At 68.6% G+C, this 3,957-nt stretch carries 5 protein-coding genes; 2 read left to right on the forward strand and 3 right to left on the reverse strand.

Annotation, left to right across the window (positions count from 1 at the left end):
• Positions 1-640: pyridoxal-phosphate dependent enzyme (locus tag HUK84_RS11875; protein ID WP_176640480.1), on the forward strand; the 640-nt coding region annotated here is incomplete at its 5' end.
• A gap of 46 nt (positions 641-686) precedes the next feature.
• Here the strand turns inward: HUK84_RS11875 and HUK84_RS11880 are convergent.
• The 3 genes from HUK84_RS11880 to msrB form a co-directional block, all read right to left on the reverse strand.
• Entirely contained in the window at positions 687-908 is a 222-nt protein-coding gene (locus tag HUK84_RS11880) for a dodecin (RefSeq protein WP_176640481.1), read from the reverse strand.
• A gap of 86 nt (positions 909-994) precedes the next feature.
• Positions 995-1,669: a uracil phosphoribosyltransferase gene (gene upp / locus HUK84_RS11885; protein WP_176640482.1), complete on the reverse strand. Its 675-nt coding sequence runs from the start codon at positions 1,667-1,669 to the stop codon at positions 995-997.
• 56 nt (positions 1,670-1,725) lie between these two features.
• Complete coding sequence (msrB, locus tag HUK84_RS11890) at positions 1,726-2,112, reverse strand: peptide-methionine (R)-S-oxide reductase MsrB (protein ID WP_176640483.1); 387 nt, start codon at positions 2,110-2,112, stop codon at positions 1,726-1,728.
• 163 nt (positions 2,113-2,275) lie between these two features.
• Here msrB and gpmI point away from each other — a divergent pair, with 163 nt between their 5' ends.
• The gene (gene gpmI, locus HUK84_RS11895) at positions 2,276-3,826 is read left to right on the forward strand and encodes a 2,3-bisphosphoglycerate-independent phosphoglycerate mutase (protein WP_176640484.1); all 1,551 of its coding nucleotides are present in this window, start codon (positions 2,276-2,278) and stop codon (positions 3,824-3,826) included.
• Positions 3,827-3,957: the final 131 nt, after the last annotated feature.

Below are 3,957 nucleotides of genomic sequence, written 5' to 3' on the forward strand. Positions count from 1 at the left end.
GGTGGTGGCGCGCGCGCTGCGGCCGGAGATGGACGTGATCGGCGTGCAGGTGGAGAGCTATTCCTCGCTGTCCGCATTTCCGGGCGACGAGATCATGCCGCCGGGCGGGGCCACGATCGCCGAGGGCATCGCGGTGCTGCAGATCGGGCGCAAGCCGCTGTCGGTCATCCGCGAGCATGTCGGCCGCGTGCTGGTGGTGCCGGAGCGCGCGGTGGAGGACGCGATCACCCTGATGGCCGAAGGGGCCAAGCAGGTCAGCGAGGGGGCCGGGGCCAGCGCGCTGGCGGCGATACTGACCTATCCGGAATTGTTCCGCGGCAGGCGGGTGGCGCTGCCGGTGACGGGGGGCAATATCGACAGCCGCATCCTGGCCAATACGCTGCTGCGCTCGCTGCTGCGCGACGGGCGGCTGCTGTGCCTGAAGATGGAGATTCCGGATCGGCCGGGCATTTTGGCCGATATTTCGCGCACGATCGGCGATGCCGGGGGCAATATCCTGGAAGTGTCGCACCAGCGGCTGTTCACCGTGCCGAGCGTGCAGGCGGCGGAACTGGAAGTGATGATCGAGGCGCGCGACCCGGTGCACGCACAGGAGATCATGGGCGAACTGGCCAAGACCTATATCGTGCGGCGGGTTTAAGGGGGGGCGGGGCCTTGCGGTCCCCGCCGCCCTCCGGCGCCGGTCGTCAGGCGGCGTGGTGTTCGTCGAGGGTGAATCCGACCTTGAGCGTGACCTGGTAGTGGCTGACGCGGCCGTCGACGACGTGGCCGCGCGTGCTGATGACCTCGAACCAGCGGATGGCGTGCAGGCTGTCGGCCGCGCGGGCCAGGCCGCCCGCGATCGCGGCCTCGATCGATTCGGGGGACGAGCCGACCAGTTCGACGACCTTGTAGGTATGTCCGGACATTGTTCTTCTCCTTGTCCTGGGGGAAGAACGATGTGCCGCGCGGTGGGTTGCCAGGGAATGGCCTGCCTGGGAAAGGCGGGGGCGGACTATTTGGTGCCGAACAGACGATCGCCGGCGTCGCCCAGGCCCGGGCGGATATAGCCGTGATCGTCCAGTTCGCGATCGATCGCGCAGGTGACGATCTTGACGTCCGGATGGGCGGCGGCGAGATGGGCGACGCCTTCGGGCGCGGCGAGCAGGCACACGAAGACGATCTGCCGCGCCCCGGCCGTCTTCAGCCGGTCGATGGCCGCCGCCGCGCTGTGGCCGGTGGCCAGCATCGGATCGACGACGATGCAGACGCGCTCGCCGATATCGTCGGGCAGTTTCATGTAGTATTCGATCGGTTCCAGCGTCGTCGGATCGCGGAACAGGCCGATATGGCCGACGCGCGCCGCCGGCACCAGGTCGAGCATGCCGTCCAGGATGCCGTTGCCGGCGCGCAGGATCGACACCAGGCAGAGCTTCTTGCCCGACAGGAGATGGCCCTGGGTGCGTTCCAGCGGCGTGTCGATGTCCACCGTTTCGAGCGGCAGGTCGCGCGTGGCCTCGTAGGCCATCAGCAGGCTGAGTTCGCGCGTCAGGCGGCGGAAGCCGGCGGTCGAGGTCGTGGCCTGGCGCAGGCGGGTGAGCTTGTGCTGGACCAGCGGGTGGTCGAGCACGACCACCGAGGGGGCCGAGGGAGCGGCGGCCGAGGGAGGCGCGTTGCTGTGTGCGGTCATGGGGCCCTTACTAAAAGCAGATGTCGCGCGGGGGAAGACCGGAGGCGCGCGCCGGATCAGGCCGGGTCGGGCACGAAATCCAGCGCGACCCCGTTGATGCAGTAGCGCTGCCCGGTCGGGCGCGGGCCGTCGGGGAAGATGTGGCCCAGATGGCCCTTGCAGGACGCGCAATGGACTTCGAGCCGGGTCATGCCGTGGCTGGTGTCGGTCTGGGTTTCCACCGCGCCGGGCAGGGCATCGTAATAGGACGGCCAGCCGCTGCCGCTTTCATACTTGGTTTCCGAGCGGAAGAGCGGCGCGTTGCAGGCGGCGCAGCGATACAGGCCGGTGCGCTTTTCGAAATTCAGCGGGCTGGAGCCCGGGCGTTCGGTCCCATGCCCGTGCATCACCCGGATTTGTTCGGGCGTGAGCGTGCCGCAGAGAGGGGCGGTCTTTCCGGTCATCCTGCATTCTCCATCAGATGGCTGCCGCCGGGCTGGCGGATGGCTGCCGCCGGCTGGCGGATGGCTGCCGCCGGCTGGCGGGTCGGCATCTTTCGGTCGGCGAGACATTCGCAAGCCAGTTATTTGGTGTCATCATGCGCCAAAATCACGGGAGAGAACATCCATGTCCGAGCAGACTTTTCCCCTTCCCCGGCGCCCCGTCATGCTGGTCATCCTGGACGGATTCGGCTGGCGCGAGGACCCGTCGGACAATGCCGTGCGCGCGGCGGCGACCCCGGCATTCGACCGGCTGTGGCAGGAAGGGCCGCGGGCGTTCCTGAAGACCTGCGGCGCGGATGTCGGCCTGCCGGACGGGCAGATGGGCAATTCCGAGGTCGGGCACCTGAATATCGGCGCCGGCCGGGTGGTGATGCAGGAACTGCCGCGCATCTTCGCGGCCATTCGCGACGGCAGCCTGGCGGCCAATCCGGCACTGGCCGCGCAGATCGCCGCCCTGAAGCAGAGCGGCGGGACCTGCCACCTGATGGGGCTGGTATCGCCCGGGGGCGTGCATTCCCACCAGGACCATGCGGTGGCGCTGGCGAAGATCGTGGCCGAGGCCGGGGTGAAGGTGGCGTTCCACGTCTTTACCGACGGGCGCGACACGCCGCCGCATGCGGGCCGCGATTATGTCGCGAAACTGCGCGCCGCGCTGCCGGACGGGGTGAGCCTGGCGACGATTTCCGGCCGTTATTTCGCCATGGACCGCGACAAGCGCTGGGAGCGGGTCCAGAAGGTATACGACGCGATCGTCTCGGCCGAGGGGCCGCGCGGCGACGACCCGCTGGCGGTGCTGGAGGCGGCGTACCAGGCGGGAACGACCGACGAGTTTTTGCCGCCGACGGTGCTGGACGGCTATGCCGGGATGAAGGACGGGGATGCGATCCTGTCCTTCAATTTCCGTGCCGATCGCATCCGCCAGTTGCTGGATGCGCTGCTGGAGCCGGATTTTACCGGATTTGCCCGCAAGCGCGTGGTGCGCTTCGCCTCGGCGGTCGGCATGACGCGCTATAGCGACACGCTGGCGCGGCTGATCGGCGTGCTGTTTCCGCCGCAATCGCTGGACGACCTGCTGGGCGAGGTGGTGTCGCGGGCCGGGCTGCGCCAGTTGCGCATGGCCGAGACCGAGAAATATCCGCACGTCACCTATTTCCTGAACGGGGGCAAGGAGGCGCAGCTTCCGGGCGAAGACCGGATCATGGTGCCGTCGCCGAAAGTGGCGACCTATGACCTGAAGCCGGAAATGTCGGCGCCGGAACTGACCGAGAAGGCGGTCGCGGCGATCGAGAGCGGCGCGTACGACCTGATCGTCCTGAATTACGCCAATGCCGACATGGTGGGCCATACCGGCGTGTTCGGCGCCGCGGTGAAGGCCGTCGAGGCGGTGGACCGGGGGCTGAAGCGGCTGGTGGAGGCGGTGCATCGCCAGCGCGGGGCGCTGCTGGTTACGGCGGACCATGGCAATGCCGAGATGATGTTCGACCCCGAGACCGGCGGCCCGCACACCGCCCACACGCTGAACGTGGTGCCGGTAGTGCTGAGCGGCGTGCGCGAGGCGGAACTGCACGACGGGCGGCTGGCGGATATCGCCCCCACCCTGCTGGCGCTGATGGGCCTGCCGAAGCCGGACGCCATGACCGGGCAGTCCCTGCTGGTCGAGAAGCACGGATACTGATCCGTCCGGGCTTGCTGGCGGCGGCCTTCCTGCCGGCCGCCCTGTTGCCGGTTGCCTTGTTGCAGGTTGCCTGGGCGGCGGCGAATCCCGTGCATCGCCATTCGGCGCATCGTGCCGGGCGGGGCGTCGCC

The sequence above is a fragment of the Nguyenibacter vanlangensis genome (assembly GCF_013376155.1).
Taxonomy (GTDB): Bacteria; Pseudomonadota; Alphaproteobacteria; order Acetobacterales; family Acetobacteraceae; genus Gluconacetobacter; species Gluconacetobacter vanlangensis.

Excerpts from the sequence above, each read along its gene's own strand:
- HUK84_RS11880 (WP_176640481.1), bottom strand. The coding sequence starts at position 908 with ATGTCCGGACATACCTACAAGGTCGTCGAACTGGTCGGCTCGTCCCCC.
- upp (WP_176640482.1), bottom strand. The coding sequence starts at position 1,669 with ATGACCGCACACAGCAACGCGCCTCCCTCGGCCGCCGCTCCCTCGGCC.
- msrB (WP_176640483.1), bottom strand. The coding sequence starts at position 2,112 with ATGACCGGAAAGACCGCCCCTCTCTGCGGCACGCTCACGCCCGAACAA.
- gpmI (WP_176640484.1), top strand. The coding sequence starts at position 2,276 with ATGTCCGAGCAGACTTTTCCCCTTCCCCGGCGCCCCGTCATGCTGGTC.